Annotated in this window: 24 protein-coding genes; 17 read left to right on the top strand and 7 right to left on the bottom strand. The window is 41.6% G+C overall.

Annotated features, from left to right (window positions below):
• Positions 1–10 precede the first annotated feature (10 nt).
• The 6 genes from argB to AC0T5Z_RS10195 all read left to right on the top strand — a co-directional run bounded on the left by argB (position 11) and on the right by AC0T5Z_RS10195 (position 5,236).
• Positions 11–916: an acetylglutamate kinase gene (gene argB, locus AC0T5Z_RS10220; protein WP_435337265.1), complete on the top strand. Its 906-nt coding sequence runs from the start codon at positions 11–13 to the stop codon at positions 914–916.
• Positions 917–1,125: 209 nt separating this feature from the next.
• Positions 1,126–1,926: a GNAT family N-acetyltransferase gene (locus AC0T5Z_RS10215; RefSeq protein ID WP_435337287.1), complete on the top strand. Its 801-nt coding sequence runs from the start codon at positions 1,126–1,128 to the stop codon at positions 1,924–1,926.
• 148 nt (positions 1,927–2,074) lie between these two features.
• On the top strand, positions 2,075–2,923 hold the full coding sequence (locus AC0T5Z_RS10210; protein ID WP_435337266.1) for a class II glutamine amidotransferase: 849 nt from the start codon (positions 2,075–2,077) through the stop codon (positions 2,921–2,923).
• A gap of 263 nt (positions 2,924–3,186) precedes the next feature.
• A complete protein-coding gene (locus AC0T5Z_RS10205; protein WP_435337267.1) occupies positions 3,187–3,642 on the top strand; it encodes a bacteriohemerythrin in 456 nt (151 codons plus the stop codon).
• Positions 3,643–3,833: 191 nt separating this feature from the next.
• Positions 3,834–4,919 (top strand): SLC5/6 family protein, encoded by a 1,086-nt coding sequence (locus AC0T5Z_RS10200; RefSeq protein ID WP_435337268.1) that lies wholly within the window; start codon positions 3,834–3,836, stop codon positions 4,917–4,919.
• The gene (locus AC0T5Z_RS10195) at positions 4,916–5,236 is read left to right on the top strand and encodes an RnfH family protein (protein ID WP_435337269.1); all 321 of its coding nucleotides are present in this window, start codon (positions 4,916–4,918) and stop codon (positions 5,234–5,236) included. Before AC0T5Z_RS10200 ends, AC0T5Z_RS10195 begins: the two co-directional genes overlap by 4 nt.
• Before the next feature lie 55 nt (positions 5,237–5,291).
• Here AC0T5Z_RS10195 and AC0T5Z_RS10190 read toward each other — a convergent pair whose 3' ends face one another.
• Complete coding sequence (locus AC0T5Z_RS10190) at positions 5,292–5,690, bottom strand: outer membrane protein assembly factor BamE (RefSeq protein ID WP_004975323.1); 399 nt, start codon at positions 5,688–5,690, stop codon at positions 5,292–5,294.
• Between the two features lie 118 nt (positions 5,691–5,808).
• Here AC0T5Z_RS10190 and fur point away from each other — a divergent pair, with 118 nt between their 5' ends.
• Positions 5,809–6,246: a ferric iron uptake transcriptional regulator gene (fur, locus tag AC0T5Z_RS10185; protein WP_004975325.1), complete on the top strand. Its 438-nt coding sequence runs from the start codon at positions 5,809–5,811 to the stop codon at positions 6,244–6,246.
• Between the two features lie 62 nt (positions 6,247–6,308).
• Here fur and AC0T5Z_RS10180 read toward each other — a convergent pair whose 3' ends face one another.
• Both AC0T5Z_RS10180 and AC0T5Z_RS10175 read right to left on the bottom strand, forming a co-directional pair.
• The gene (locus tag AC0T5Z_RS10180; RefSeq protein WP_435337270.1) at positions 6,309–7,427 is read right to left on the bottom strand and encodes a PilT/PilU family type 4a pilus ATPase; all 1,119 of its coding nucleotides are present in this window, start codon (positions 7,425–7,427) and stop codon (positions 6,309–6,311) included.
• 21 nt (positions 7,428–7,448) lie between these two features.
• Entirely contained in the window at positions 7,449–8,486 is a 1,038-nt protein-coding gene (locus AC0T5Z_RS10175) for a type IV pilus twitching motility protein PilT (protein WP_180192401.1), read from the bottom strand.
• Positions 8,487–8,609: 123 nt separating this feature from the next.
• On the opposite strand from AC0T5Z_RS10175, the gene AC0T5Z_RS10170 reads away from it, so the two are divergent.
• Positions 8,610–9,299, top strand: coding sequence for a YggS family pyridoxal phosphate-dependent enzyme (locus AC0T5Z_RS10170; protein WP_435337288.1), 690 nt, complete (start codon positions 8,610–8,612; stop codon positions 9,297–9,299).
• 783 nt (positions 9,300–10,082) lie between these two features.
• Here AC0T5Z_RS10170 and AC0T5Z_RS10165 read toward each other — a convergent pair.
• Together AC0T5Z_RS10165 and AC0T5Z_RS10160 are read right to left on the bottom strand one after the other, a co-directional pair.
• The gene (locus tag AC0T5Z_RS10165; RefSeq protein ID WP_435337272.1) at positions 10,083–13,694 is read right to left on the bottom strand and encodes an SbcC/MukB-like Walker B domain-containing protein; all 3,612 of its coding nucleotides are present in this window, start codon (positions 13,692–13,694) and stop codon (positions 10,083–10,085) included.
• Between the two features lie 9 nt (positions 13,695–13,703).
• Complete coding sequence (locus AC0T5Z_RS10160; RefSeq protein WP_435337273.1) at positions 13,704–14,954, bottom strand: exonuclease SbcCD subunit D; 1,251 nt, start codon at positions 14,952–14,954, stop codon at positions 13,704–13,706.
• Between the two features lie 477 nt (positions 14,955–15,431).
• Between AC0T5Z_RS10160 and AC0T5Z_RS10155 the strand changes: the two genes are divergently transcribed.
• Positions 15,432–15,887 (top strand): ABZJ_00895 family protein, encoded by a 456-nt coding sequence (locus AC0T5Z_RS10155; protein WP_435337274.1) that lies wholly within the window; start codon positions 15,432–15,434, stop codon positions 15,885–15,887.
• Between the two features lie 127 nt (positions 15,888–16,014).
• Positions 16,015–16,932, top strand: a complete 918-nt coding sequence (locus AC0T5Z_RS10150; protein WP_435337275.1) for a TIGR01777 family oxidoreductase — start codon at positions 16,015–16,017, stop codon at positions 16,930–16,932.
• Between the two features lie 20 nt (positions 16,933–16,952).
• Here the strand turns inward: AC0T5Z_RS10150 and AC0T5Z_RS10145 are convergent, their stop codons facing one another.
• Complete coding sequence (locus AC0T5Z_RS10145) at positions 16,953–18,071, bottom strand: NAD(P)/FAD-dependent oxidoreductase (protein ID WP_435337276.1); 1,119 nt, start codon at positions 18,069–18,071, stop codon at positions 16,953–16,955.
• Positions 18,072–18,084: 13 nt separating this feature from the next.
• Entirely contained in the window at positions 18,085–19,098 is a 1,014-nt protein-coding gene (gene hemB, locus AC0T5Z_RS10140) for a porphobilinogen synthase (protein ID WP_435337277.1), read from the bottom strand.
• 121 nt (positions 19,099–19,219) lie between these two features.
• On the opposite strand from hemB, the gene AC0T5Z_RS10135 reads away from it, so the two are divergent.
• The 7 genes from AC0T5Z_RS10135 to AC0T5Z_RS10105 all read left to right on the top strand — a co-directional run bounded on the left by AC0T5Z_RS10135 (position 19,220) and on the right by AC0T5Z_RS10105 (position 25,167).
• On the top strand, positions 19,220–19,717 hold the full coding sequence (locus tag AC0T5Z_RS10135) for a thioesterase family protein (RefSeq protein ID WP_435337278.1): 498 nt from the start codon (positions 19,220–19,222) through the stop codon (positions 19,715–19,717).
• Between the two features lie 191 nt (positions 19,718–19,908).
• Entirely contained in the window at positions 19,909–20,703 is a 795-nt protein-coding gene (locus AC0T5Z_RS10130) for a thermostable hemolysin (RefSeq protein ID WP_435337279.1), read from the top strand.
• Positions 20,704–20,731: 28 nt separating this feature from the next.
• Positions 20,732–22,303, top strand: a complete 1,572-nt coding sequence (locus tag AC0T5Z_RS10125; protein WP_435337280.1) for an AMP-binding protein — start codon at positions 20,732–20,734, stop codon at positions 22,301–22,303.
• 73 nt (positions 22,304–22,376) lie between these two features.
• Positions 22,377–23,231, top strand: coding sequence for a TauD/TfdA family dioxygenase (locus AC0T5Z_RS10120; protein WP_435337281.1), 855 nt, complete (start codon positions 22,377–22,379; stop codon positions 23,229–23,231).
• Positions 23,232–23,271: 40 nt separating this feature from the next.
• On the top strand, positions 23,272–24,099 hold the full coding sequence (locus AC0T5Z_RS10115) for an SDR family oxidoreductase (RefSeq protein ID WP_435337282.1): 828 nt from the start codon (positions 23,272–23,274) through the stop codon (positions 24,097–24,099).
• A gap of 147 nt (positions 24,100–24,246) precedes the next feature.
• On the top strand, positions 24,247–24,564 hold the full coding sequence (locus AC0T5Z_RS10110) for a hypothetical protein (protein WP_435337283.1): 318 nt from the start codon (positions 24,247–24,249) through the stop codon (positions 24,562–24,564).
• Between the two features lie 255 nt (positions 24,565–24,819).
• Positions 24,820–25,167 carry an IS630 transposase-related protein gene (locus AC0T5Z_RS10105; RefSeq protein ID WP_435337860.1) on the top strand — a complete coding sequence of 116 codons (348 nt, stop codon included), beginning with the start codon at positions 24,820–24,822 and terminating at the stop codon, positions 25,165–25,167.
• The last annotated feature ends 14 nt before the right edge of the window (positions 25,168–25,181 follow it).

Raw genomic sequence — 25,181 nt, 5'->3', positions numbered from 1 at the left:
GGAGAGGCGAATGCCACATCAACAGACTGGTATCGACAAAGCGCAAATTTTGACCGAAGCTTTGCCGTATATTCAACGTTTTGCGGGCAAGACCCTTGTTGTGAAATATGGTGGCAATGCCATGACCGATCCTGAGCTAGAAAGCTCTTTTGCTCGAGATATTGTGCTGTTAAAAACTGTAGGCTTAAACCCAATTGTGGTTCATGGTGGCGGCCCACAAGTGGATTCTATGCTCAAGCAATTGGGACGTGAGTCTGATCGTATTGATGGTATGCGTGTCACCGATCCTGCGACCATGGAGGTCGTAGAAATGGTTTTGGGCGGGAGCGTCAACAAATCTATCGTCAATCTGATAAACCAACACGGCGGTCGTGCGATTGGTTTGACAGGTAAAGATGGTAACTTGATTCGCGCGCAGAAATTATTGATGCAAAAAACCACTGAAACAGGCGAAGTACAACAGATTGATCTTGGTTTGGTGGGTGAAGTGATAGGTGTCAAAACCGATGTGCTGGAAATGTTTACCAGCAGTGACTTTATTCCAGTGATTGCACCTTTGGGTGTCGATGATGCAGGCAATACCTATAACATCAATGCCGATTTAGTCGCAGGTAAAGTTGCTGAAGCATTGGGGGCGGAAAAGTTAATTTTGCTGACCAATATTACGGGTGTATTAGACGAAAATAAAAAACTGTTAACCGGTTTGACCACGCAGGAAGTGGATCGTTTAATTGATACAGGTGTGATTTACGGTGGCATGATTCCAAAAGTGGGTTGTGCATTGGATGCAGTCAAGGGTGGTGTGATCAGCGCACATATTGTCGATGGTCGTGTGCCACATGCTACTTTATTGGAAATCTTTACTGATCATGGAGTAGGAACTTTAATTACCAACCGTGTCCAAATGCGTAAATGAAACTCTAGAAAATGATCCATAAAAGAGCTTCTCAATTGAAGCTCTTTTTTTTGTAAGGTTTTGAGCACGAAATTGAAACTTTATTGATTCAGCATGCTTGAAATAGCTTAGTAGCTATCCTGAGATCTTAAAATTTTAGTCAGCGAACCCGTAGTCATCATAGTGTCATGTCGCTGTCCTAGTGTAGGAGAAAACATGAGGTATCTATGATGCTACAAAAATTAAATCAGTATCGTCAACAGTTTAGCTTTCCTATGGTTAAAGTGGGTAAAGCTCAGAAAAAAAATAGTAAAGCCACACAATATGCATTTGAATGGGTTGAAAATTTAAAACAACTACAAGAAGTACAGCGTTTTCGTGCAAAACAATTTTCCAAGCAATTTGGCATTGAATTTGAGTCAGGTTTAGATCAGGACTTGTACGATTTTGGCTGTGAGCACGCCGTACTCAGAGATAAATCTACGGGTGAAATTGTTGCCTATACCCGTTTAAAACTTTGGCAAGGGCATGAGCTTGCGAATAGTTATAGCGCTCAAGAGTTTAAAATTATAGATGAGTTAGGGCATCTCTCGAATATTGTCGAAATGGGGCGTACTTGTGTGCATCCACGCTATCGTTCAGGCAAAACACTCTCTATTTTATGGCTGAATTTAGTACCGAAAGTGTTATGGGAAATGCGTGCCAAACACCTTATTGGCTGTGTCAGTATTCGTTTGGAAGGCAATGAAGCGCGGGCTTATCATACCCATCAAGCGATTCAGCAATTGGCAGAAAATCAGCGTTGCGATATTCAGTCACAGCAGCCGTTTGAGCCTAGTTGCCCAAGTCACATTTTTAGCCAAGATGAACGGATTCCTAAATTGTTTGATGTTTATCTGAAAATGAATGCCAAACTGTCTGAGCAAGCATTTTATGATCGTGAGTTTAACTGTTTGGACTATTTTGTTTTGTTAGATGTGAAACAAATGGCAAAACATTTTATTCGCCAAAAGAAAGTAAAAGCATCATAACATCGTGATGAAATGGAGATTTCTACAGCACTGCATATTTATAAAATGGTGGTGTAGAAATCTATTTATATTTTTCGGATTTGAATTATGTACATGGCTGATGCACAATAATCAGATAATTTCATTATTTGTATAAAGATAAGGCCTTATGTGTCAGTTGCTTGGAATGAATTGTGCGACACCTACCGATATTACCTTTTCATTTCGGGGATTTTCGCAGCGTGCAGGAATCACCTCAGACCATTCTGATGGCTTCGGAATTGCTTTTTTTGAAGATAAAGCTTGCCGTTTATTTGTTGATAACCAATCTGCAGTGGAATCACCCATTGCAGAATTGATCCGCAACTATCCCATCAAATCGCGCAATGTGATTGCCCATATTCGTAAAGCGACACAAGGCAAAATTAATTTAGAAAATTCGCATCCGTTTAGTCGTGAGTTGTGGGGACGCCAGTGGATTTTTGCCCATAATGGCGATTTACAAGACTTTCATCCACGTTTATCAGGTCGTTTTACCCCTGTGGGCAATACTGACAGTGAACGAGCATTTTGTTATTTGTTAGATCAATTGATAAATCGTTTTGGTTATGATGAACCTAGCCTGACACAAGTTTTTGATCTATTAGTCGAAATTTCTCCTACAATTGCAGAACATGGCACTTTTAATTTTTGTTTGTCTAATGGTCAGGCATTATTTAGTTATGCAGTGACCAAATTACATTGGTTGGTTCGCGCTTATCCATTTCAACCTGCACAATTAATTGATTTAGATGTTGAGGTCGATTTTAGCCAAGTCACCACAGCTGAGGATTGTGTGGCGGTGATTACCACCGAACCTTTGACTCAAAATGAAACATGGACGGCATTTCAACCAGGTGAAATGATTTTATTTCAACATGGACGCCCAATTAAAACCCATATGACACATATTGCGCGTTTGGAACGTGAACGTTTAAATCCTGAATTAAGACGGATCACCAAAGCGGATCAATATTAATTTATACGGGTATATGTGATAAAAAAGTACTCATTTTATTGTTGTATAATTCAATTAAATCAAGAACAAAAATGTATAAGTTGGTTAATTAATAACTGAGTCTTTTTGTTGGTTATCTTGATTTAAATTTATTTAAATCAATACCTTGTGTTGTTTTTGTTTGGTTTTAATCAATCCCTACCAATTCACTTCATTTTTATTTGTGGGAAATACCGCTACCATTCCACAGTGTGATTAATCATTTATTTCTGTAAGGTGGTCGTATGAAGATGAAATGGGTTCCAGAATACAACACTGGAATTGATGTGATTGACGATCAGCATAAACGTATCCTCGATTATATTAATGAAATTGTTGAAATTAGCGATGGCACTGATCGAGCACGTGTAAAGCATATTTTAGATAATATTATTGACTATACCCAATCGCATTTTACCTTTGAAGAATCATTACAAGAAGAAGCAGGTTATAAATACCGCGTCCCACATAAACGTGTACATGATTTATTCATTAAAAAAATTGAGTCTTACCGTCAACGTTTTGAACTAGGACAATCCATTGAAAGCGAATTGCATGAAGTCCTATCAAAATGGTTAATTAATCATATTCAACACGATGATGCCGATTATGTAGGCGCTGTGAAAGAGAATATGATGGGCATTATTAAAGAAAACGAGAAGAAAAAAGGTAAAGGCTGGTTCGCTCGTTTCTTCTCATAAGTTTGTAGCCATAAAAAAATGAAAGAATAAAAATTATAAATTTGCGCAGCAAACTAGAGGAGTTGTTGGCACTATCATAAATAGATGGAGTGTTAGCAGCCCCTCAGACAGTTTGCTTTTTTCTTTTTGAGGTTTTGCTTTTCCTTGATGACAAAGGCAAAATAGCCGTAGATTTTTATTAGGACAGCGTCATGCAGGACAATGCTATGTCACGATGGTTATCGCCGCTGATGGCATTTGGTTTATCATTCATTATTATTGCCACACTCGCACCAATGACAGGTATTCAGGTTGAGCGCCAGCTCGACTTTTGGTTGTTGTGGTTAGCAACCATGCTGATTTTGGCATTGCCGATTACTTATTTGGAAATTGCCTTAGCCAAACGCTCTAAAACGACAGCATTACAAGCACTTTCAAGTTTAACCCGTGATGCCGATGCTTCTCAAAAATGGCGTTTAGTGGGTTGGCTTGCTGTGGTGTTTATTCCATTTTTAGCTGGCGGGTTGCTGTCTAATGCTGCACAAATTTTAAATCAATATGCCACGGCAGATTTGGCTAGTCATTTCTTATTTGTGATTGTTGCTGTTTTAGCCTTGGCATTGTCATTCGTGCCGCGTCAAATTTTATTGTTGTGTACCGCTGTTGCTGTTGGGGCGGCTTTGGTTTTAGCAATGGTGATGGGTTCAGAACTCCCTGCATGGCAAGTCACTTCAATCGAGTTTAGTGAATGGGGAAGTGCAACCGTTTTAGCTTTGGTGGCCAGTGGTTTAGGCATGGGCTTGTACTGGCAAACCAGTTTGCCGCAAGTACAGCAACAATCTGCAGCAACCGCAACGGTATTGCCAATTTGGATTGCTCAGCTATTGGCGGTCGTTGCTTTTGCATTCTTTGCCGTACAGGCACAAATTCCAGCCTTGGCTTTGGTGGTGGCAACTGTTGCAGCAGCAGCAGTGTTATTGCAACTGGCACGTGAACAATTGGCACAACGTCAAATGGCGGTTGCGATTCAGTGGATTGTATTGATTGCAGCAACTTTGGTTTGGGCAATTCCTGCCATGAGTCCTGTGTTTAATTTTGCCTTGTTGCTTTGGGGCTTAGTCATTTGTTTGATTTATGCTATTTTTGCAGGCTGGATTATGAAAATCAGCCATTTGCGCAAAGCCATGAACTTTAGCAGCGAAGCATTTTATAACATTTGGCGTATTGCGGTACGTGTGGTGTTGCCTGTATCTATCGTAGTGGCGATGGTGGCGTTAATTGGACAGTGGATCGCATGAGTCAAGTGGCACAGGTTTGGGTGGCGTATGCCACACCTGATCAACAATGGCATGTGGCTGTCGCATTTCAGCAGGGCATGACCGTACTGGATGCAATTCAGCAGAGTGGGCTTGCGATAGCAACGACTTTGCCTGAACCGTTGATGGTGGGTATTTTTGGCGTACGGGTTGAGCCGCAACATGTATTACAAGCAGGTGATCGGGTTGAGATTTATCGTGCTTTGACCATTAATCCGAAAGATATTCGTCGTAAACGTGCCGCAAAGAACCCTGTAGGACGTTATGCCAAAAGCAATCGCTTAAGACAATTGAAATGATTTAAAAACCCCTCAGATGAATTTCAGTGAGGGGTTTCTTTTTATTCTAAAGCGGCTATAGTGGAGGCGCGTTGAGAATCGCTTCTTTCGATCCTGGTAGACCAGGTTGAGATTCTGGAATGGTTTCCAAGCCTTCAACTTTTTCTACGATACCATTTTGATTGAAAAAGATTTTCAAATGCTGACCATGCGCGGCAGGGATCTTGGCTTTTTTAGCATAAGTTCCTGGGATATAGTTGTAAATGTAGTCCCAACGTAGCGGATTCATCGGATCGGCGATGGTTGGACTGCCCAGTAAAAAGCGGACTTGTTGATGACTCATACCGACTTGGACTTTAGACGCTTGAGCTTGGGTTAAAGGTGTACCCTGTGGAATATCGACTTTATAAACGCCCAAGGTCGAACAGCCTGCGAGCAGTGAAGTGACCAATAACGTCAACATGATTTTTTGCATTTTGCTACACTATCCCAAATTAATTATGATGCATTTGATCTTGATCCAGTGTTAGATCATACTGCATCTTAACTTTGTTGCATATTCCAACTTTAATTTTGTTGAGAGACCTTTTTTCATGCCTATTTCAAATCAAGAATTACGCAAAGCTGGACTTAAAGTTACCCTTCCACGAATTAAAATCTTAGAATTATTAGAAAATTCAAAACAACATCATTTAAGTGCAGAAGATATCTACAAAACTTTACTCGATCAGGGTGAAGATGTGGGTTTAGCAACTGTGTATCGTGTGTTAACACAGTTTGAGGCTGCAGGCATTATTGAGCGCCATAATTTTGAGAACAATCATTCTGTGTTTGAAATTATGCAGGAAGATCACCACGATCATCTAGTCTGCTTGAACTGTAGCAAAGTGGTTGAATTTATTAATGATACTATTGAAAAAGAACAGCATGATGTGGCAGAGAAATTTGGTTTTGAGCTAACAGGTCACTCGCTGAATTTATATGGTTATTGCGATGCGCCAGAATGTCGTGAAGCGTTACGCAAAAAATAATTTGCTAAAGGTATAAAAAATAGGCTTCCGTATGGAAGCCTATTTTTTATGTTTAAGCGTTGTTATTGACCATCGAAGGTTATATTCGAGGTTGCATGTAACAAACGCTCGCCACCTTCTTCTGCAAGTTTGATTTGTAGACGCAAATCGTTTGGCGAGTCGGCGTGTTTGAGTGCATCTTTATAACTAATTTGCTTGGCTTTATAGAGGTCGTATAAAGCTTGGTCAAAGGTTTGCATACCCAATTCACGTGAACGCTTCATTAGGTCTTTAATTTCGTGCACATCACCTTTACGGATTAAATCTGCAACTAATGGTGAGTTAATTAAAATTTCAATCGCAGCACGTCGTGAGTTGCCATCAATGGTTGGAATTAACTGCTGCGCCACAATTGCTTTCAGGTTTAGTGATAAATCCATGAATAATTGGTTATGACGGTCTGCGTCAAAGAAGTGAATAATACGGTCGATGGCTTGGTTAGCGTTGTTGGCGTGCAGGGTGGCAAATACCAAATGCCCCGTTTCGGCAAAGGCAATGGCATAATCCATGGTTTCGCGGGAACGAATCTCACCAATTAGAATCACATCAGGCGCTTGACGTAAGGTGTTTTTTAACGCAACTTCAAAGGAATCGGTATCAATCCCGACTTCACGTTGGGTAATAATACAGCCCGCATGTTCATGCACAAATTCAATTGGGTCTTCAATGGTAATAATATGACCTTTAGAATTTTGGTTGCGGTAACCAATAATAGACGCCAAAGAAGTCGATTTACCTGTACCCGTTGCGCCTACAAAAATGATGATGCCACGCTTGGTCATCGCCAAATCTTTGAGAATAGGGGGTAGTTTCAAGTCATCCATGGTCGGAATTTTGGTTTCAATCCGACGCAGTACCATGCCTGGCTCATCACGTTGCTGGAATGCGCTGACACGAAAACGTGCTGTTTTTTCACGGTTGGTGATCGCAAAGTTACATTCACGGGTTTCGGCAAATTCCTTACGCTGTTTTTCACTCATAATTGAGTTAAGTAACTGACCGATAATTTCACCTGTGAGCTTACTTTTCGCGACAGGAACAATTTGTCCATGAATTTTCATGGAAGGTTCAACATTGGCTGTAATAAACAAGTCTGATGCTTGTTGCTGAATCATTAAATTCAGTAAATCATTAAAGTCCATCGCGTATCTCGAATTTTAAACTTATAAGAATGATTCAGGCTGTTTTGCAACCGTACGAGCCGTTTGTGGGCTAATTACACCGCGCGATACCAAGTTTTTCAAACTCTGGTCGAGGGTGGTCATACCGTAGTTGGCACCTGTCTGAATTGCCGAGTACATTTGAGCTACTTTGTTTTCACGAATTAAGTTACGCACCGCAGGAATACCAATCATGATTTCATACGCTGCTACACGTCCACCGCCATTTTTCTTGAGCAGAGATTGCGAAATGACGGCTTGTAAAGATTCAGATAACATGGCGCGTACCATGTCTTTTTCTTCTGCAGGGAATACGTCAATCACACGGTCAATGGTTTTTGCTGCAGACGTGGTGTGTAGCGTACCAAATACCAAGTGACCTGTTTCGGCAGCCGTCAGTGCCAAACGAATGGTTTCTAAGTCACGCATTTCACCCACTAGAATAATGTCAGGGTCTTCACGCAGTGCTGAACGTAATGCTTCGTTAAAGCCATGCGTATCACGGTGTACTTCACGTTGGTTGACCAAACATTTTTTAGATTGGTGTACAAATTCGATTGGGTCTTCGACGGTCAGAATGTGGTCGTAGCGATTGTCATTAATAAAGTCAATCATCGCGGCAAGTGTGGTCGATTTACCTGAACCCGTTGGGCCTGTCACTAACACTAAACCACGTGGATATTCACAAATATCTTTAAAGATTTGTCCCATGCCTAAATCTTCCAGGGTCAAAACTTTAGAAGGAATGGTACGGAATACTGCGCCTGCACCGCGGTTTTGGTTAAAAGCGTTCACACGGAAACGAGCCACACCAGGGACTTCAAAAGAAAAGTCCGTTTCTAGATTTTCTTCATAATCACGACGTTGTTTATCATTCATAATGTCGTACACCAATTTGTGTACTTCTTTATGTTCTAATGCTGGTAAGTTAATACGACGAACTTCACCATCCACACGAATCAGTGGTGGCATGCCCGCAGATAAGTGTAAATCCGAAGCGCCATTTTTAGCGGAGAACGCCAATAATTCTGTAATATCCATAAAGTCCCCGAGATCAATTAAATCTTAATTATTTTGATAGAATAATACGGCTTTCCATCAGCTTAACCAACTGTTAGTTGCTGGACAAGGAAAAAAAAGATGAATGAAATGAGAAATGCATCAATGAATAATCTGCAGCTTATGCGCACTCAGGTTTTGCAACAAATTCAACACGCATGTCAGTTGGCGCAGCGCGAGCCAAATACGGTGCAATTATTGGCGGTGTCTAAGACTCATCCGGGTGACGCCTTGCGTGAAATGTATGCGACAGGGCAGCGCGCTTTTGGCGAAAATTATTTGCAAGAAGCTTTGGATAAAATGCAGGCCTTGAGTGATTTAGAAATTGAATGGCACTTTATTGGGCATGTGCAACGCAATAAAACCAAGCATTTGGCAGAAAAGTTTGCATGGGTGCATGGGGTAGATCGTTTAATTATTGCCGAGCGTTTATCGAATCAGCGCGATGCTCAACAAGCGCCCCTGAATATTTGTTTGCAAGTGAATATTGATGCGCAAGACACGAAGGATGGTTGTCAGCCGAGTGAAGTCGCAGAGTTAGTCCAACAGATCAGCCAATTACCGCATTTAAAACTGCGCGGTTTGATGGTGATTCCTGCGCCCAATCATCCGCAAGCGTTTCAGGATGCCAAACAATTGTTTGATGCAGTTAAAGTACAACATGCACAGCCTGAAGATTGGGATACTTTGAGTATGGGCATGTCGGGCGATTTAAATGCTGCAATTGCAGCAGGTTCAACCATGGTGCGCATTGGGACAGCATTGTTTGGTGCACGTGACTATTCCAAGGCTTAAGCTTTAAATACACTAGAAAAGCGACTAGATTTAGCAAACGCTACCTTGTACGTTTTGGCTGACACGAAATGCGGAATTTTGCGGCTAGTGCTGAAGGCTGGATTTTCTTATTATGAACTTATCGGGAAACAGGGAGTTTCCTAAATAAGAAGAATAAGAAATAGAACAACACGGAAGTGCTTGGTACGACAGGAGTTATACCAAAAACTGAATCTAGAAAGCCTCGACAGGATGTCGAGGCTTTTTTAGTTTTGTGTCGTAAAGCTGTCAAAATTTTGGCTTATGTAGATTATTTCTAATCACCTTTACTATTTTTTAGAAAGCGTCACTTCCGTCTAGTAAGTCTAGTAAACAGGTGAAGTGGACATTCAAGATTTATTTTCTATCCAGATTCGAATACGGGCAATGAGTAAAAATAGCAAAAAACAGAACTGAAAGAAGCCTGTAAAAATGATGATCCAACCGCTATTTCCGGGTGTTTTTCTTGCATCCAACTCAATGACTAAAGTGCAGACGGTGAGGAGGATTTCAAAAATTAAAACCGCTTTAAAAACCCAAAATTTAGGGAAACGTACTAACCACGTGAGAAAAATAATACTTAAACTGGGCAATACAACAAAGAGAATAATCGTTTTTATATCCATAAAATTAAGTACTTAAAGTGTGGGTGATTTTAAAATAAATTCAATACAACTTCAGGGAAGCCTAAAATCTGAAATCTCACGGTCATCTCAATAATTCTTCAATCGACAAATAATTTTCAGATTTTAGGCAGTATTGGCTTTAACCCACTACATTGACTTCACTTGCCCCTGCACCCACAGGTTTGACTTGAATTTGCACAGGAATTCGTTCGTGCATTTCCTGAATATGCGAAATCAACACCACTTTACGTCCCTGACTTTGCAGATGGTCTAAGGCATTCATCACCATGTGTAAGGAAGTTGGATCGAGTGTGCCAAAACCTTCATCAATAAATAATGATTCCAACTTCATTGAACCAGATGCCATATTGGCAATAGCCAGTGCTAACGCTAAAGAAACTAAAAAGGTTTCTCCACCTGATAAAGATAGAACAGGGCGAATTTCACTGTTCATGTCTAAATCAATAATCGCCAAACCCAAACTGTCAGGAATACGATGCAATTGATAACGCGAACTGAGTGGTAGTAATTGCTGATTGGCGTATTCCACCAAAATATCCAAGTGATGTTCTTGGGCAATTTTCTTAAATTTTGTCCCTTCTTTATGCCCAATTAAATCGTAAATACGTCCCCAACGATATTCTTCAGCTTTGATACTTTCAATTTGAGTCTGGTAGGCTGCAAAAATCCCCTGATTGGTGCTATTCATGCGTAGTTGCGCCTCAATGTCATTATAGTCTTGCTGTTGTTTGGCTTTGTCTGTTTGTAGTGCAGCAAGTTGAGTGGTGACCTCGTCAAAAGTCAGTTGCGGCTGTTGTTTCAAGTGCTTTTGATATTGTTCTTCTAGCGTTTGCCAAGCCGTTTTAGCACTTTCCAAACTGTTTTGCTGTTGCTGTATCATCTTGCGTATTTGCTGATGTTCAGCATAAGAAATCTGTAAACATTCATCAATGACGCTGGCTTGAAAGTGCGTGTGTGCCGCTTGCCACGTTGCAATGTATTGCTGGCATTCAGTGTGTTGCTGCATGCGCTGTTGAATTTTACTGTCCAAACCATGTTTTTGTAGTTGTAAGTCATTTAACACCTGTTCTGCTTGGCGAAGTACGGTGCGTTGTGTGTTAAGTGCAAGACTGAGTTGCTGTTGTTGCTGATCTAAAGCCTGCTGCCATTCTTGATAGGTCTGATATTCGCATCCCGCATGGGTTTTTGTCAGTTGCTTAATTTGATCACGTAACTCACTGCCTGCAGTTTTAATGTGCTGCAGTTGTTGGGTTTTCTCGGCATGTTGCTGTTGTAAAAATAGCAACTTTTCTTGCACTTGCTGCTGTTGTTGAGTCAGTTGTTCTATCGTTTTGCTCAGTTGAACTTGCTGCTGCTGTAAGTGATGACGTTGCTCTAACTGTTGCAAGGCATCTTGATAGTATTCAATCGGTTGATTGAGCCAAGCAAGTTTTTGTTCTGCATCTAAAAGTGACAAAATAGGCTGTAAACGCTGTGCAAGGTCTTGGCGCTGTTGAATAGCATATTTGAGTTGTTCTGCCTGCTGTGCAGCATTGCGCCATTGTTTTAGGGTGTCGTTTGCCTGTTGAATGCTCTGCTGCAAGTGTTGAGTGGACTGATATGTGGTTGCCCAATGTTGCTGCACGCTTTCAATTTGCTTAGCAACAGGCAGCGCCGCATCCACATCTAATGATAAGGACGCTGTAAGCTGTTGTACCAATGTCTGCTGTTGCTCAAGTTGCTGTTGCAGCTCAAGTTTACGTTGTTGTTGTTGCTGATAAGTTGCATTGTGTTGACTGCAATCACGCTCCAATTGCTGTAACTGTTTTTGCGCATGCTCAAATTCAGTTTTGGCCTGCTGCAATTGCTGATCCTGCAATTGGTTTAAAGCGTCACTGAGTAAGTTTTCATGTTGAATAAACGGATGTTCATGGCTACCGCAGACCATACACGCTTCATTCGGTTTCAGTTGGGAACGTAAATCCTGCACACTTTGATGCTGTAATAAACGCTGCTGTTCAAAGATTTGCTGTAATTGTTGCAAGGCTTGTTCAGTAATTTGTACTTGCTGCTGTTGGGTTTGAATTTGAGCCTGTGTCTGCTGTTGCAAGCTTAAAGTTTCTTGCTGACGCTGTTGTAATTGCTCAAATAAAGTGGTCTGTTGTTGCCATTGTTCAAGTGCTTGCTGCAAGCGTTCTAAAACATGCACACTCTTTAAAGTATATTGTAATTGCTGTTGCTCTGCCGTGAGTTGCTGCTCAAGTTGTTCAGGGTGTTGATATTGTTTTTCCCAAACCAAAAGTTGTTGTTGTGTATGTTGTTGTTGCTCAATTAAGGTATCTAATGCCGATTGGAACAGCTCTGGGTTTTGCTGACGCAGTTGCTGTTCAAGCTGCAAATAATCTTGTAGACGTTGCAGCGTAAGGGCTAAGTTTTCATCAAAATTTGCCCATGCAGCAGTCTGTTTGAATTGTTGCTGTAAGTGTTGCTGTTGTTGTTGCTCAGTCGCAAGTTGAGCGGTCAGTTGGTTTAAGTCATTTTGTACAGGCTGAATTTGCTGCGCTAAAAATAATTTTTGTGCGGCATCCAAAGCGGTATATTGCTGGAGTTTGCTGGAAATTTCATGTTGTAACTGTGCCGCAATTTCAAGTTGTGGCTTCAATTGCTCTACATGTTGCTGCCATGCTTGAAGTTCTTTCTCCGCTTGCTGTTGCTGACTCATCGCTTGCTGTTGTGCGAGTTCAGCTTGTTGCAAGTTTGGTTCAAATTTCAAAAGCTGCTGATTCAGGTTTTTTAGCTCGGTATCCGCTTGCTGACGTAACACAAATTGCTCACGGATAGTTTGAAATTCATCTAAATGTCTGAGCAATTGTTTTTGCGAGGCGAGTTTAAGATCGGCATCGACTTGAACATCGTATATTTCTTTTTTAGCTTGGGTGCTGGCATAGAGTTCATGGCAATCTTTGTGCCATTTCACATCATTTTCATACAGTTTTTCGGTTTGGGTCAGTAAAGCTAACTGCTGACTCAGTTCATGTTTTTGGACTTCTAAGCCTTTCAGTGTTTCCTCGCTGAGGAGCACCACATGCCCCATGACATTTTCAAGATCTGTCCGTTTTTGTTTAATTTCACTAAACTTAACGGCTGCACGTTTACTGACTTCTGTAAAAATTTGCGAATTGGTTAAATATTCGAGTAAATCTGCCCGTTCATGGTCTTTGGCTTTGAGAAATGCACCCACTTCCGATTGTGCCAATAAGACTGCTCGAGTGAACTGCTCAAAACTAAGGCCAATCAACTGCTCTACAATTGGCGTAGCTTCAGAAATTTTTTGATTTAAAACCCGTTGCTCATCTAGGCAGGTAATGGCACGTTCAACTTTTAAGTTACCATCTACTTTGTTGTGCGCACGGCGTATTTGCCAACGTGCCGAATAGCGTTTTTGATCGAGCGCGATAAATTCAAGTTCTGCAAAGCCAGAAGTCGTGCCACGACGTAAAATGTGTTTTGAGTCTTTTAAGGAAATCTCTTTGCCTGCGGTATCAGTCAGGCTGCCTGTAGCACCTCTTAAACGTGGAATTTCATCATAAAGTGCCAAACACATGGCATCGAGCAAAGTCGATTTACCTGCACCCGTTTTGCCCGTAATTGCAATTAAACCTGCCTGTGCCAATGGCTCATCTTCAAAATTGATGACATGGGTGCCTGCCAAAGATGCCAAATTATTTAAACTTAAACGTAAAATTTTCATGGCAAATCCTTAAGCTTTATTCAGATCAAGTTCTTGTTGGGCTTCGGCCAAAAGCTGTAAAAAATCTTGGCTTACTTCTGGATCAGGTTGATAGCCCATTTTTTCCCATAAATCTAAAAATAATTTTTCAGGCGTTGGCGGTTCTAAATCAATTTTTGATTGTTGCAAGTTGGAGTTTTCACTATTTTGAAAGCGTCTTGCAATGCGCAGTAAACGATAGCGGTTGGCAGGTAGTGCCTGTTCAATTTGTTGACGTAAATCAATGGGTGGTGGTGCATCGCTGACATATTCAATTTCTAAAAAATGCCGTGCGCAGACTTCTGCAATTTCATCTTTTGGTAATTGATTTAGTTCAGTAATTAATTCAGAAAGTTCGCAGCGAATCCGAAGCAGCTCTACCGTGCGTGGAATAAGCAAGCTTTCATATTGGAAACGCTGTGCATCTGCCTGCAACGGGTCAATTCTGACCTCAAGAACTTGGTGTTTATAATTCAGCTCGCTAAATGATAAGGGGATGGGTGAACCGCTATAGCGAATGTGTGGCTGTCCAACCTGTTGCGGTTTGTGTAAGTGTCCTAGTGCGACATAGTCAATCACCTCATCAAACAGCGCAGTCGATAACGCTTCTTCATTCCCCACTACAATTGGGCGTTCTGAGTCGGAGGTTTCGCCGCCTTGCATGTGCGCATGTGACATTAAAATCAAAGCTTGATCGGGCTGTTTACGGACTTTGGCTTCTGCAATGAGTTGTTGATGCAAATAAGCGACCGCAGATTGATTGTCACTGCTATGCTCATTTAAGCCAGTAATTTCTGCACTGCGTAAATAGGGTAGAGTCAGACACCACGCCACAATATTTTGCGCAGCGTCATAAATAGGCACTAAGAGTTTATCTAAATCTAATTTTTGCTCGGCTGTTTTGCCAATTACACCAACAGCTTTGGCATTGAAACGATCCAAAAAGGGTTCAACTTGCTCAATGCGATATCCAGAGTCATGATTACCAGCAATCATTAAGGTTCGCATGTGTGGGGCAAGCGCATGCGCATCGGTGAGGAATTGATAGAGTTGTTTTTGAGCGCTCGAAGCAGGATTCACTACATCAAAAATATCGCCTGCAATGAGCAGGGCATTCGGCTGTTTGCTTTTAATTTGAGTTAAGAGCCAATTCAAAAATGCAGTATGTTCATATTCACGTTCATGGTGATGGAAAAATTGTCCCAAATGCCAATCAGAAGTATGTAAAAAATGAACAGCCATAGGTGTTCCAATCTTGATGTTGAATTATAGGATAACTTAACATAATCGAGCGTAACACTGTGGCGAAAAAATAGTTTTCTGCTTTTAAAACGACAATTTAGGTCGCATGAGTTTTAAAAATAAGGGCAAAAAAATGTCGTGATCTGTATAGAAAATTAGGGAAGATAAAATACAGATGCTAGATATTTGATATAAAAAAGACCTTAAAAAATAAAGACCGACGATTCGAGTGATGATGAAATCGTCGGTCAAAAAAACTTGCGATACAGTAAAGCTTGGGCTGATGTTCAAAGCATGACTGTATGCGATTTATTGCTTTAGTAGGTCACCGAAAATATTGTGGATGCCATACACATTAACGGTTGTTGTGACCTTGTAGCCTATTTAACGTCAGGCTTTTGTATTCGGTTGACAATTTCATGAAAAAAAAATCATTTTTTTTTATACTAAGATGAATCTTTTGTCTGAGTTATCTTCATGGTATCGCTAAGCCGTTATTTTCTCTGGTTTTTCTTATATTGCTTTGTGATGACCTGTATTTGTGGCGTGTTGGCTGCATTATTACCTGCGGGTGTGGGTGGGATTTTAACTGCGGTGCCTTATTTGGTTGCCATGATTTTAGTGCTGTATAAGTTTTTAAAACAACAACGCCGCGCACCGAATGACAAGGAACGTAAGACATTTACTTTAGGATTTAGCCTGATTTTTTGGGGCTATAACTTGGCATTTTTATTATTAGGTTTGGCCATATTTTCTCGCCAAAACCCCAGCATTTGGCAAGATTTTTTACAGTATGTACAACAGCCGCAATTTATGAGCGTGGTAGTGATCATGTTCGTATTGATCGCAATTCCATTGTATTTGCTGACCTATTGGTTTTATGGCAAACAGGCTCAGCGTATGGCAGTTAAAATGTTTGGCTTGCAAAAATAGTTATGTGTGACTGATTTTATTTAAATATACATGATTAGTCATGATGTGGTGATTTGCTCAGACTTGAATATTCAGCCTTAATCACGTATAGCTAACAGTATATTTTTTCTCATGCTGAGACTGGAAGATGCATAAACCTTTGGTACTGGTAACAGGGGCAAGTGGTTTTATTGGTTCACAGTTGTTGCCATTTTTATTGCAACAGGATTATCGGGTGGTGGGGCTAACCCGACAGCCTAATCGAGTATCCAAACATCCACAATTACGCTGGATTCAGCAGTTAGATGAACTCGACACCGACCAAATTGATTATGTAATTAATTTGGCGGGAGAAAGTATTGGGCAGGGCAGATGGACAGCAGCACGCAAACAAAAATTGCTTGATAGTCGAGTTCAGACCACACTGCACTTATATCAATATCTTGAAAAGCGCCGTATTTTTCCAAAGTGTATTATTTCAGGCTCGGCTGTGGGGTATTACGGAATTGATCCACAGGAACAATGGCTAGGATTGTGTACCGAGCACAGTGCAGCACAAGATATTTTTATGTCGCAGTTGTGCCAGCAATGGGAACAGGCTGCATTAAGCTTCAGCCAGCAAAATACCAAAATTATGCGCTTGGGCGTGGTGTTTGGACGCGGTGGCGGCATTTTACCGCAAATGTTATTACCAATTCGTTTAAATGCCGTCGGGCGGATTGGGCATGGACGGCAGCCTGTTGCATGGGTGCATATACAAGATGTTTTACAGGTCATTCACTGGTTAATGACGCAAACTGTAGACGCCAAAATTCTGAATGTCGTTGCACCTGAAAAAACCAGTCAGCAGGACTTTGCCAAAACAGCAGCTCGGCTTTTAAAGCGTCGTCCATTTTTTGTGTTACCTGCTTTTGTTTTACGTTGGCTATTGGGCGAGCAATCACAATTGGTGCTCAATGGGCAATATGTCAAACCACAAGCGTTAGAACACGCGGGCTATTACTTTCAATATCCAAAACTTGAACAGGCGCTAGCGGCTTGTCTGGGTGCATCATCCTCTACGTAAACGGAGGATGATGCTGAACATTATGCATTGATAGAAGTTGGCTGTAACTGTTTTGGATCATAAGCAGCAGGATCAACAATTGTCTCTTGCCCAAGCATGAGCTGTCTTAATAACTGCGCTGAAGCAGTGCCCATACATAAGCCATTACGGAAGTGTCCGAAATTCACCCAAACATTATTCAAGTTTGGTACTTTGCCGATATACGGCACACCTGTAGGCGAGCCTGGACGTAAACCCGCCCATTGTTTCACAATAGGGAATTGTGCCAGTTCAGGCACCATTTCAAAACAGGCACTTAAAATATCCTGCTTAATTTGTGGGTCAGGGCAAGTATCAAAACCAACATGACGCATACTTGAACCGCAGAGCACATGGCCATCTTGACGTGGAATCAAGTACATCACCTTGTTCATGCACATGCTGGGTAACCATTGTGCAGGGGTTTTAAACAATACAATTTGCCCCTGCACAGGCTGTATAGGAATCTCTAAACCCAGTTGCGTCGCCGATTGCTGTGACCATGCACCTGTTGCAAGCACGATATGATCTGCTTGATGTAAGCGGCCATCGGCAGATTGAATGGCTTGAATACGATTTTCAATGATCTGAAATTGGTGAATTGGACAGTGTTCAAAAAAACGCACGCGCGGATGTTGTTTTAAATATTGCGTGAGCGATTGTAATAAACGTGGATTGCGCACATTGGCAAGCTGTGAAAAATACAGAGCCTGTTTAAATTTAGGATGGATATGCGGGTTAATTTGTTCGAGCTGTTCCCGATTCAGATATTCGGCTTGCTGCATCGGTTCGTGATGACGCTCGGCATAATTTAAACCAATTTCAAAATCATCTTCATCAAAAATCAGCATGCCTGTTTCATGGATTTCAAAATCAATGCCTGTGATGGGTTTGAGTTTTTCATTCCATGCTTGGTACTGTAGTTTGGCAAATTGAGCTAAGTCATTGACCGCTTGAGGATAACGCCACGGATACATGGGAGATAGAATTCCACTCCCTGCCCATGATGCGGCTTGTGCTGCCTGTTGTTGATCAAAAATACTGATAGAGCAACCTTGCTCTACCAGTTCGAGTGCAGACAACAAACCGCTGATGCCTGCACCAATAATTGCGATGTGCATGAAAGCCTCTGTTTTATGCCATATTTTTAAGTTTGAGTGCTGCTTCTTCGGCAAAATACGTCCAAATACCATCTGCACCTGCACGGCGGCAACTCATCAGCGATTCAATAATCACGCTGTCCGACAACCAGCCATTTTGAATCGCTGCAGCAAGCATGGCGTATTCACCACTCACTTGATAGACAAAGGTGGGCACACCAAAGTTATCTTTCACTTCACGTACAATGTCTAAATAAGGCATGCCTGGTTTTACAATCACCATGTCTGCACCTTCTTGAATATCTAGTGCAATTTCATGCAAGGCTTCGGCACGGTTGCCAATATCCATTTGATAATTGTATTTGTTGCCGCCTTTCAGGTTGCTAGAAGAACCAACGGCATCACGGAAAGGACCGTAAAAGCTAGAAGCGTATTTGGCAGAGTAGGCCATGATAGAGGTATAAATATGCCCGTTGCTTTCGAGCGCCTGACGAATCGCCCCAATACGACCATCCATCATGTCACTTGGCGCAACGACATCTGCACCCGCTTCGGCATGGCTTAAAGCCTGTTTAATTAGACATTCAACGGTTTCATCATTCAGTACATAGCCTGTGTCATCAATAATGCCATCTTGACCATGCGTGGTGTATGGATCGAGTGCACCATCGGTAATCAGTACCATCTCTGGCAATTCTTTTTTTAGCAGGCGTAGTGTGTTTTGCACCAAGCCATCTTCACGCCATGCCGCTTCTGCGTTTAAGCTTTTATCTTCTTGTGGCGTGACTGGAAATAAGGCCAGTTTAGATACACCTAGTTGCATTAAACGCTCGGCTTTTTTGAGTAATAGGTCTGCCGATAAACGCTGAATGTTGGGCATGCTTGGGATATCTTGGGTTTGATTTTGTCCTGGTAAAACAAATACAGGATAAATCAAGTGATCTGTGCTTAAGTGAGTTTCGCGCACCATGGCGCGTAATTGATCATTTTTACGGATACGACGCATACGAGTGGCAGGAAATGCAGGGCGATTGAACGTATAGGTCATAAAAATCTCACTGATCGGTATTAAACTAGACAACTATTGTAGCCCCTTAAATTTCATTTGGGCATACATTGGCTTTTTTTTATTGTTGGTAAATTGAGTTGTTTGGACTTTTGGGCACGTTATGAGTAATGCAGAGAAAAATTGGACTGGGAATATACATTTAGGCGCGAAAGTCGATATTGAGATCGTGCTAAGACAATTGGTCAATGCATTTAATGGATCGCCATTTTTTCAACACAATGGCATGAGCATGCGTGTGGTAGATGGTCAAATTGAAGCATATATTGAGATGCAACCGTATATGGTAGGCAATGTGGCATTTCAAATTTTACATGGTGGTGTTGCTGCAACCATTTTGGATAGTGTGGGCGGTATTGTGGCGATGGGTGAGTTATATAAAAGTAGTAAACCTGATAATTTGCCCGACACCATAAAAAAAGTCACCCGTTTGGCTACGGTAGATATGCGGGTGGATTATTTAGCGCCAGGACGTGGCAAGTATTTTATTGCCCGTGCGGAAACTTTACGTTTAGGGCGTAAAGGTTGCACTATGCGAATGACGATGGTGAATGATGAAGATAAACCCATTGCAACGGCAATAGCGTCTTATGCCTATTAAAATCTAAGCTAGGGCGCGAACAATTGTGTTTTGCCTATTGTTTTAGATATCTAAGGAGTTGAGTAATCAGCTCCTTTTTTTGTGTGCATAAAAAAATTTTTGAATTGTGACAGTTTGTAGCGACTTAAGTTTTCTTTAAGTTTAGATTTCTATCTTGAGCATTGATTTATTTTATATCCAATGTGATGCACATGATCAAATTTAATTTTGATGCTCAATCATCCAGTCAAACGCATTTTCTGGATGAGAATTTCCATCAGAAAAAAAATAAAAAACAATTTATCGGATATGCGTCTGTAGCGCAGCCGTATAAACCACAAACGAACTCAAAACAGTTGAACCTAGAACAGCCACATTTAGATGTATTACACAGCTATGCCTCGGTGATTCAAGCACAGACAACAGCACAACATTTAAATGTGACAACGGTGAGCCGAGATGCTAGCGAACAACGCTTGGAACTAGAGCATTTTATTCGAGATAAATACCAAAAAGTCCATCAGGCATCCATAAATACTTTTTCAGATACCTTATTTGCGGGTTATGTAAACCACGACATGCAAGTGGTGATTGGCATGCAGCCATTGGGCGAGAACCAAGCCTTTTTGGAACAGTATTTAGATGCGCCCATTGAAATCATTTTAACCCAATTGAGCCAAGTGCCTGTAACGCGCGCGCAGATAGTTGAAATTGGTAATTTGGCCGCGCAAGACATAAGCAAAGCCAAATTGATGGTGGCTTTTTTGGTGTTTCATTTATCGCAGAACAATGTGTCGTGGGCAGTTTGCACAGGAACAGCAGCGGTGCGCTATGTGTTACACCAAATGGGACTGCATTTTCAGGTAATAGAAAAAGCCAACCCTGAAGCATTGGGTGATCCGCGGCATCAATGGGGCAGTTATTACCAACAGAAGCCTTATGTACTGGCGATTGACGTTGCAGCAGCGTTGGCGGTCACGCAACAGCAATATTGTTTTTATGCCTAAGGTCATGCAGAAAGGTGGAAATTGAAAGATGAATGAGTTGTTTGAAAACCTGAATTACTATGCCCAAATAGACCCTGAACGTGAAGCCATTGTGACGGCACAAACCACACTGAGTTATGCCACATTACAACAACGGGTGGAGTTGCTCAGTGCAGAATTGGCGACTTATCAAGTACAGCGTTTGGCATTGTGGGGTGTGAATCAGGCCGATTGGATTGTGGTCGATTTAGCCGCGCGTATAGCTGCAATGACAGTCATTCCTGTGCCTTTATTTTTTACTGCTGCACAAGTGCAACATTTACTGCATGACAGCCAAGCGGAGTTGCTGTGTATTTTGACAGATACCACACAAGGCGATACTCCGTCCAATCTTAACTCGGCTATTGGAAATACAGCTATCCCCGAAGCTTTGTTGGAAGTAATTCATGCAGTTCATGCGCAGTTTTTGCCGCCATCAGATTTATATCAAGGGCAGTTGTTTCGTCTAAGCGTTGAAACAGCAAAACTGCATTTATCCCCAAATTCTGCTGAGCAGCCTACAAAAATCACCTATACCTCGGGTAGTACAGGTACACCCAAAGGTGTGTGTTTGGCAGAAGCTACCATCAATTCAATTACGCACTCTTTAAGTCAGGCATTACAAAGCAGCCAGCTTGGGCGGCATTTGTGTCTAATTCCATTTGCAACATTGCTTGAAAATATCGCAGGCGTGTATGTGCCTTTTCACATGGGACGTGCAGTGGTGGTGGCTGAAGTCAGCCAGTTTGGTTTGCTGTCTAACCATGAGTTTGATGTTTCTCGCTTTGTCGATGCCGTACAGCAATATCGCATTGAAAGTGTGATTTTATTGCCGCAAATGCTCAAAGCTATTGTGGAATATATCCATCAACACGGAGATGCGGGCTTACGCACTTTGAAGTTTATTGCTGTGGGTGGCGGCAAAGTGTCTGCAGATTTACTCAAGCAGTGTCAGCAATTCAATTTACCTGTTTATGAAGGTTATGGTCTGTCTGAATGTGCATCTGTTGTGAGTTTAAACCTGCCGGAAGCTCGCAGAATTGGCAGTGTTGGACGTGTATTGCCGCATGTTCAAGTCGAAATTGCTGCCAATCAAGAAGTGGTAGTTAAAGGCAATGCCATGTTGGGATATATGCATGAACTTGGCCGTGAGCAGGATGTGGTATCAGCCGATATTCACACAGGCGATGCAGGTTATTTTGATGAAGATGGCTATTTATATATTACGGGACGTATCAAGCAAATTATTGTCAGCAGTTTTGGGCGCAATATTTCACCAGAATGGGTTGAATCGAACAGTTTGAATGAACCCGAAATTCAGCAGATTGCCGTGTTTGGTGAAGCACAGCCGTCATTATCTGCAGTGATTTATGCCACAGAACATCGTTCAGATGCGCAATTGGCAGCCGCGATTTATCGTGCCAATACCCGCATGCCTGATTATGCCCAAATTAAACACTGGTGCCGTGCCGCACAACCTTTTTCTTTAAATAATCAGATGTTAACCGATAACGGAAAATTGCGTAGAGCAATCATTCAGCAACAGTATCAGACAGCTTTGGCGCATCCTACAACGTATTAAATGGCTGATCTTGAAGATGTTTCACAGATAGACATCAACCTGTCAGTCATCAATAGAGATAGAGAGAAATCACATGAATATTGCACAACAGCAATTCAAACATTTACCACAACAAATTAAAGATCGTTTGGTGGAACACGGTTGGGTTTTACTCAGAAATGAACATTATGATGTGAATGCGTTTAGTCGGCTGATGAGCAATATTTGCCAAAAGCTGACCTATGACCCTGCACGTGAAAATGTAACTAGACAATCGCAAAAAGTAGATGCAGGTACGCAGGCAATGGGGCTGCATATTGAAAATGGCTCAACCCCAATGCCGCCTGACATCATTGCTTTTTTTAGTGAAAAAAGTGCTTCGCGTGGTTCGCAGACTACTTTATGTGATGGACATGAGGTATGGAAAAAACTGCCTGACACACTGAAGCAGAAATTTGCTGAACCCATGACCATCAGCCGTTACTTACCCAAAGTAATGTGGCAAAAGTATGTGGCAACTGCACTCAATATTGCCGATGCTGCACAGGTCGGGCAGCAGGAATTCGCTCATTTTATTGAGATGATTCCTGGACAACGGATTCGCCCTGCGCATGATGAAGGTGTGCAGTATGATTTGAGCATGCCGATGATTCGCCATGACAATTTAAAAGCCGTGCCTGCCTTTGCCAACACCTTGCTGGGGCCTTCTTATAATTACGAAAAGCCGCATTTTTACTTTGCCGATGGCAGCGAAATCGAAGCAGAATTATTGGAAGAACTGGCAGAACGTTGCGAGCGTGAAACCTCAGAAATTGACTGGCAAGATGGTGATGTGGTGCTCATTGACAATAAGCGCTTTATGCATGGCAGACGTGAAATATTGGTGCCATTAGAAGATCGTAAACTCTATATTTGTATGGGCTTGGGACTGAATCCTGCCTTTTTATAATTGAGTTGTATCGAATATCTTAAAATTGAGAGTATCTTTTATGTCAAATTTAACTGCGGTGATTTTCGGGGCAACAGGCGGGATTGGTCATGCGATTGCGCATCATTTTGCAGACAAAGGCTTAAACTTAATTTTAGTTGGGCGTAAGCAAGACACCTTGCAACAACTAGGGCAAAGTCTGGCGCAGCAGCATCCTCAGTTGCAATTACACAGTCTGCGTTGTGACTTAACTGATGCCAGCAGTCGTCATGATTTTATTCAGGCACTTGCCGCATTAAAACAGCCAATTCATTACTATATTCACAATGCAGGCATGAATGATTTTTGTTTGTTTGCGCAGCAATCACAGGATACCATTGAGCAAATGCTATTAGTCAATGTGGCTTATGCACTGCAATTGATTCAGGACGTGATTCCCTATATGTCGGACAGTCAGCCGAGTCAGATCATCAATATCGGCTCGACGTTTGGCAGTATCGGCTATCCTGGCTATGTGAGTTATTGCGCGAGTAAGTTTGCTTTGCGTGGTGCAACTGAAGCGTTGGCGCGAGAGTATAGTCAGACCGCCATTCGTTTTAGATATTTCTCACCACGCGCGACCCATACCAGTATGAACAATCCCGATGTGATTGAAATGAATAGCAAACTGGGTACAAAAGTAGATTCACCTGAATGTGTAGCGCAAGAGCTGTATCAGTTTTTGCACACAGCGCGTCAATCCTATCAGGTCGGGTATCCTGAAAAAGTCTTTGTCAAACTGAATCAGTTGATGCCTAGCCGAGTTGCGGCTGCCATTCAAAAAGATTTAGACACCATTTATGAATATGCAGATCAAAGCAAAGCGACGCGTCCTTCATACAGCGATTAAAGCTTAAGTCTGATTTTGGCATATTCGGTTTTTAGTCTGAACTGCAATATGCTGAATAGGTAACGTATTGTTAAGTGTAAGAAAAAGCACTAGACCTAGACCAAATTAAAGATTAGTTTAGTTGTATAAAATGACAAGGAGCCTAGAATGAAAAAACATTTATTTTGTGTGGGTGTTGAGTTCCGTAAAGCTTCCGATGAAACAGGCTCTTATGCGTATTTGACCGCATATTTAGGTGCAGATCACCTGTATGAAGCAATTGATCGCGTACAGAAACAATTGGAGCAAGAAGGCAATAAAGTATTATTTGTGCGTGGTTGCTGGGTTGTTGATGCCGATTGTGATGACGGTTTCTGCCCAACCGAAGAAAGTAATGCTGCATCTAAAGCAGGTCTGCTGTTTAATGATGAAATCTATTATGGCAAATTGCAGAAATGGTCAATCCATAATGGCTATGAATATTAAGCAAGATTTTGACTAAGTAGGATGCCGATGGGATTAGTTTACTGAACCATGGATGTTAAAAATCAAACCGCGTTTGAATGATTCAAATGCGGTTGTTTTATTTTTTGGTGGGACATTTGGGGACGAATCGCCCCAATAAAAAAAAGCTCAAGCCCTAAAAGTGGATTTGAACCTAGATGGTTGAAATGAAAGTTATATTTATTATTTCTCTTGAAGTTGTATAGTCAGCACGCCAAAAACCCATACAATACCGATATGAGTTATCCAATACATTTTAGAAAGAAAATATTAGCCAAGCTTGAAGAAGGTCAATCTATCCGAGCGGTTGCTCAGCACTTCGAAATTAATAAAAATACAATTGTCGAATGGAAAAAGCGAATCGAAATAAAAAGAACTCGGCCAAGAAAACCATCTAAAGTTGATGATGATGCCTTACGTGCAGATGTTGAGCAATATCCTGATGATTATCAATATGAACGCGCTGCTCGTTTTGGTTGTGGTACTTCTACCATTGGAGATGCGCTCAAGCGTCTAAAAATCACAGTTAAAAAAAGACCTTACGGCACCCGAAAGCAAAAACAGAACTCAGAGAACAGTATTTAAAAGATTTAAACCGA

Source organism: Acinetobacter pengchengensis (assembly GCF_982235305.1).
This window is presented reverse-complemented; position numbering and strand designations above follow the sequence as displayed.

Bases quoted from the DNA above. Each gene is read 5' to 3' on its own strand.
- argB (WP_435337265.1), top strand. From the start codon at position 11: ATGCCACATCAACAGACTGGTATCGACAAAGCGCAAATTTTGACCGAA.
- AC0T5Z_RS10215 (WP_435337287.1), top strand. From the start codon at position 1,126: ATGCTACAAAAATTAAATCAGTATCGTCAACAGTTTAGCTTTCCTATG.
- AC0T5Z_RS10210 (WP_435337266.1), top strand. From the start codon at position 2,075: ATGTGTCAGTTGCTTGGAATGAATTGTGCGACACCTACCGATATTACC.
- AC0T5Z_RS10205 (WP_435337267.1), top strand. From the start codon at position 3,187: ATGAAGATGAAATGGGTTCCAGAATACAACACTGGAATTGATGTGATT.
- AC0T5Z_RS10200 (WP_435337268.1), top strand. From the start codon at position 3,834: ATGCAGGACAATGCTATGTCACGATGGTTATCGCCGCTGATGGCATTT.
- AC0T5Z_RS10195 (WP_435337269.1), top strand. From the start codon at position 4,916: ATGAGTCAAGTGGCACAGGTTTGGGTGGCGTATGCCACACCTGATCAA.
- AC0T5Z_RS10190 (WP_004975323.1), bottom strand. From the start codon at position 5,690: ATGCAAAAAATCATGTTGACGTTATTGGTCACTTCACTGCTCGCAGGC.
- fur (WP_004975325.1), top strand. From the start codon at position 5,809: ATGCCTATTTCAAATCAAGAATTACGCAAAGCTGGACTTAAAGTTACC.
- AC0T5Z_RS10180 (WP_435337270.1), bottom strand. From the start codon at position 7,427: ATGGACTTTAATGATTTACTGAATTTAATGATTCAGCAACAAGCATCA.
- AC0T5Z_RS10175 (WP_180192401.1), bottom strand. From the start codon at position 8,486: ATGGATATTACAGAATTATTGGCGTTCTCCGCTAAAAATGGCGCTTCG.
- AC0T5Z_RS10170 (WP_435337288.1), top strand. From the start codon at position 8,610: ATGAATAATCTGCAGCTTATGCGCACTCAGGTTTTGCAACAAATTCAA.
- AC0T5Z_RS10165 (WP_435337272.1), bottom strand. From the start codon at position 13,694: ATGAAAATTTTACGTTTAAGTTTAAATAATTTGGCATCTTTGGCAGGC.
- AC0T5Z_RS10160 (WP_435337273.1), bottom strand. From the start codon at position 14,954: ATGGCTGTTCATTTTTTACATACTTCTGATTGGCATTTGGGACAATTT.
- AC0T5Z_RS10155 (WP_435337274.1), top strand. From the start codon at position 15,432: ATGGTATCGCTAAGCCGTTATTTTCTCTGGTTTTTCTTATATTGCTTT.
- AC0T5Z_RS10150 (WP_435337275.1), top strand. From the start codon at position 16,015: ATGCATAAACCTTTGGTACTGGTAACAGGGGCAAGTGGTTTTATTGGT.
- AC0T5Z_RS10145 (WP_435337276.1), bottom strand. From the start codon at position 18,071: ATGCACATCGCAATTATTGGTGCAGGCATCAGCGGTTTGTTGTCTGCA.
- hemB (WP_435337277.1), bottom strand. From the start codon at position 19,098: ATGACCTATACGTTCAATCGCCCTGCATTTCCTGCCACTCGTATGCGT.
- AC0T5Z_RS10135 (WP_435337278.1), top strand. From the start codon at position 19,220: ATGAGTAATGCAGAGAAAAATTGGACTGGGAATATACATTTAGGCGCG.
- AC0T5Z_RS10130 (WP_435337279.1), top strand. From the start codon at position 19,909: ATGATCAAATTTAATTTTGATGCTCAATCATCCAGTCAAACGCATTTT.
- AC0T5Z_RS10125 (WP_435337280.1), top strand. From the start codon at position 20,732: ATGAATGAGTTGTTTGAAAACCTGAATTACTATGCCCAAATAGACCCT.
- AC0T5Z_RS10120 (WP_435337281.1), top strand. From the start codon at position 22,377: ATGAATATTGCACAACAGCAATTCAAACATTTACCACAACAAATTAAA.
- AC0T5Z_RS10115 (WP_435337282.1), top strand. From the start codon at position 23,272: ATGTCAAATTTAACTGCGGTGATTTTCGGGGCAACAGGCGGGATTGGT.
- AC0T5Z_RS10110 (WP_435337283.1), top strand. From the start codon at position 24,247: ATGAAAAAACATTTATTTTGTGTGGGTGTTGAGTTCCGTAAAGCTTCC.
- AC0T5Z_RS10105 (WP_435337860.1), top strand. From the start codon at position 24,820: ATGAGTTATCCAATACATTTTAGAAAGAAAATATTAGCCAAGCTTGAA.